The organism is Microcoleus sp. D3_18a_C4, assembly GCF_036702415.1.
Taxonomy (GTDB): Bacteria; Cyanobacteriota; Cyanobacteriia; order Cyanobacteriales; family Microcoleaceae; genus Microcoleus.
Genome location: NZ_JAUBTI010000237.1, coordinates 310 through 1,266, shown reverse-complemented (window position 1 = coordinate 1,266; position 957 = coordinate 310). Strand labels below are relative to the sequence as shown.

The window sequence follows — 957 nt, the reverse complement described above, 5'->3', positions numbered from 1 at the left end:
GACGGGTCGATCGCCTCTTACACGATCGACACCCTGCCTCCTGCAGACCAAGCCGTGCTGTTTTTAGGAGATCCAGCCAACGGTGGTGTTGCGGTGACACCCGGCCAAGTCCTGACTCCAGCACAGTTGCAGCAACTATTTTTGCAAGCCACAGGCAACTTTACAGGAACCAATTTCACCTACAGGGCGAAAGACAACAGCGGTGCTATCAGTCCAGTCGCTACCGCTAGTGTGGCTGGACTGATACGGCCCACACCAACACCAACGGACAACCAGCCGCCAGTTGCCAACAATGCCAACTCCCGCGTCGGGCCCAACAGCAGCCGGTTAGTCACGGGATTGGGAGGAAGCGACCCCGACGGGTCGATCGTCTCTTACACCATCAACACCCTGCCCTCACCAGACCAAGCAGTCCTGTTTTTAGGAGATCCAGCTTTGGGCGGCGTACCGGTGACACCAGGCCAAGTCCTGACTCCAGCACAGTTGCAGCAACTATTTTTCCAAACGAAGGGCAACTTTACAGGAGCCAATTTCACCTACAGCGCCACAGACAACAGCGGCGCCACCAGTCCCGCTACCGCTACTGTCGCGGCCATACTTCCAACTGACAACCAACCGCCAGTTGCCAACAATGCCAACTCCCGCCTCGGGCCCAACAGCAGCCAGTTAGTCACAGGATTGGGAGGAAGCGACCCCGACGGGTCGATCGTCTCTTACACGATCGACACCCTGCCCTCACCAGACCAAGCCGTGCTGTTTTTAGGAGATCCAGCCAACGGGGGTGTACCAGTGACACCCGGTCAAGTCCTGACTCCAGCACAGTTGCAGCAACTATTTTTCCAAACGAAGGGCAACTTTACAGGAGCTAATTTCACCTACAGCGCCACAGACAACAGCGGCGCCTCCAGTCCCGCGGCCGCTACTGTCGCGGCTATCTTGCGCCCGGTGGCGCCAACT

At 57.8% G+C, this 957-nt stretch carries 1 protein-coding gene; it reads left to right on the top strand.

All coding sequences use genetic code 11. The annotated features are described in order from the left end of the window. The coding region (locus tag QUB16_RS33390) for an Ig-like domain-containing protein (protein ID WP_445251192.1) at nucleotides 1-957 on the top strand (957 nt) is incomplete at both ends.